This window comes from Salinivibrio sp. IB282, from assembly GCF_001995685.1.
Classification (GTDB): Bacteria; Pseudomonadota; Gammaproteobacteria; order Enterobacterales; family Vibrionaceae; genus Salinivibrio; species Salinivibrio kushneri.
In genome coordinates, this window is record NZ_MUET01000137.1 from 1 (window position 1) to 2,227 (window position 2,227).

Genomic DNA, 2,227 nt, shown 5'->3' on the forward strand with positions numbered 1-2,227 from the left:
TATTAATAGTTCTTTAAATTGTATATTAATAGTTCTTTAAATTGTAAAGATTCTAGTCGACATTATTATCGTTCAACCATATCTAACTTAAAATTAATTGCAGGTTATATTGATTACTTGGTTATTGACTCGGATTTAGAAAAATGGAATGAAACTAAATTGAATCATATAGCAGAAGAGAAAGATATTTTTCGATTAATTGCGAAGGATGGTGGAGGTTATAGTGAAAATATTATAAGTTCTATCGAGTTAAAGTTTGGACGCTTATAACAATTGCATCAACACGATTTGCTACACTCGGCATTGTCAATTTGCTTTTAGTTTCACTGATTAAGGCAATAAAATTCAGCTTAGTTTGCTTAGTAGCAAACGTGTTATGCAGGCGTTAGATTTCTTGGGAGACGAAGTGGATTACGCAAACCGTGAATGGCGGTATTCATACCGTCGGCTCTTTGATATCTGCCCTGAGAAGAAACTTTTCAAGGTGGTAAGCCAAGTCCTGACACAATACTCGGGTTTGACGAAGGCGTGGGATGTCGAGGCAAACTCTACATGGGTTTGTCGTACATATCTTGCGACAAAGATGATTCTGAACGCTACCGTTCTAACCAATGCGCTCGAACACAGTGAGGAAACAGGCCTTAGGATTGCTAATCCTTACTACGAATACTATGCAGCGTTATCGTTGTTGCGAGCGGTTGTATACACATTGCCCACTGCTGAATGGTCTGATGGTGAACTTATTTCTATCTCTCATTCACGGGCTATCAATTTGGCTTTTGATTGGCTTGGAAAGTTTGATCAAGAGACGGCTAAGCGCCTAAAAGCACTTACACAGCAATTAAAAGCCCAGCGAGAGGTGATCTCATATCGTGCGCCAGCCAGTGGAGATTCGATTCTTGACGTCGAGTATGATCTTTATGAGCTGCTGATTATGCTTTCAGAGTTGGCGCAGTTCAATTCCGAGCTACTTGAACAATCAATTACCAAGAATGCCGACCCATCATCGTTTGTGGTCAAATCAGAGTACATTTCCCAGCTATCGGGATTTGAAATTAAAGGGTTCGCCTTTCACGATTCCGAAGATGCCTATCGACTTGGTTATCTAAAGCGGAAAATGCTACGACCCTTCAACTTGGCGGAAACGATGACCGAAGGCCAAACCGAGGACTTCATTGGCGCGTGGGACGCCGATGAGGAAGGGAAGTTCACGAATGGTAGTCCGTGTGATTGGCAGCAGATCTTTGATGTGCCGTAAGAAATCTAACCAGGCCAAGCACAGCGACAGCTTTTACGTTGCGGCTTCGCCTACACTTCAAAGCTGCGCGTGTTGGCGGCGTTAACTTTTGCAGGTATGTCTATGCTCGACTCGGAAGTACAAGAACTGGCAGACAGGGTTGCTAGTATGCTTCTTTCGTACGCGGCCCACGGCTTAGCAACCTCATCGATAAGTGGAATGGGGGAAATCAGTTTGAGGGATGGGTTGGTGGCAGCTGCTGCAGCCTCAGGGGCGAATCAAAGCCGATCTTGGATCATTAAACGGGAGGTTCAGCCTCAAGGTTGGTTAGACTCAGCGGTAGACCTGTATATCAAGTCGAAAACCAGCCATGGAAATATCCGGGAGGTTGGGGGAGTAGAGTTAAAATGGTGGCGGCGTGACGACGCCGGTAATGCTTCTAATCGTCGGCGCGACCTCGTGAAAGATTTTATTAGGGCGGCATCGCTATTTTCGCAGGTAAATGATTTCGCGATCGTAGCATTATTATCGACAGATGTTTCATGGTCGAAAACCACGAGCACGCAGGGGTCGGATGCGCAAGTTATGTCGTTACTAAGCGGTAGTGGGTCGCAGCGCTGGAACATCAAGAAAATGAGTTCATGTAAGGCGATCCAAGGTTCAGTGCGCTACTTAAAGGGGAAGATAGAAATTCCGAATGCGTTCCACTCCAAATTAAGAAGCGAGTACTCGTTGTCGTTTTCATCTGGGCACTTGGCTTTCGCCCGAGTATGGACGGTGAAAAGAGTTCCGAATAGCCGGATTATCCCAGAAGAGTAAGCGGTTAATAAACCGGTGAACGCCTACTCGACATCACTGAGATCCACACACCATGGCATCAGATCTGACATATCGTCCGATGGCGACCGCTTGGGTAATTCAGCGAACAGGTGCCGGAAGTAATAATAGGGATTGATGTCATTGGCACGGCATGTCATCACCAAGCTATAC

The 2,227-nt window shown here is 45.2% G+C and carries 3 protein-coding genes; 2 read left to right on the forward strand and 1 reads right to left on the reverse strand.

What is annotated here, in order from left to right; genetic code table 11:
• The first annotated feature begins 376 nt into the window (after window positions 1–376).
• Window positions 377–1,258: a hypothetical protein gene (locus BZG14_RS15110; protein WP_077609138.1), complete on the forward strand. Its 882-nt coding sequence runs from the start codon at window positions 377–379 to the stop codon at window positions 1,256–1,258.
• A gap of 102 nt (window positions 1,259–1,360) precedes the next feature.
• Window positions 1,361–2,056, forward strand: coding sequence for a hypothetical protein (locus BZG14_RS15115; protein ID WP_077609139.1), 696 nt, complete (start codon window positions 1,361–1,363; stop codon window positions 2,054–2,056).
• Window positions 2,057–2,079: 23 nt separating this feature from the next.
• On the opposite strand, the gene BZG14_RS15120 is transcribed toward BZG14_RS15115, so the two are convergent.
• Window positions 2,080–2,227, reverse strand: a 148-nt coding sequence (locus BZG14_RS15120) for a transposase domain-containing protein (protein WP_131825207.1), incomplete at its 5' end; no start/stop codon positions are given.

Coding starts and splice junctions, on each gene's coding strand:
- BZG14_RS15110 (WP_077609138.1), top strand. CDS start 377: ATGCAGGCGTTAGATTTCTTGGGAGACGAAGTGGATTACGCAAACCGT.
- BZG14_RS15115 (WP_077609139.1), top strand. CDS start 1,361: ATGCTCGACTCGGAAGTACAAGAACTGGCAGACAGGGTTGCTAGTATG.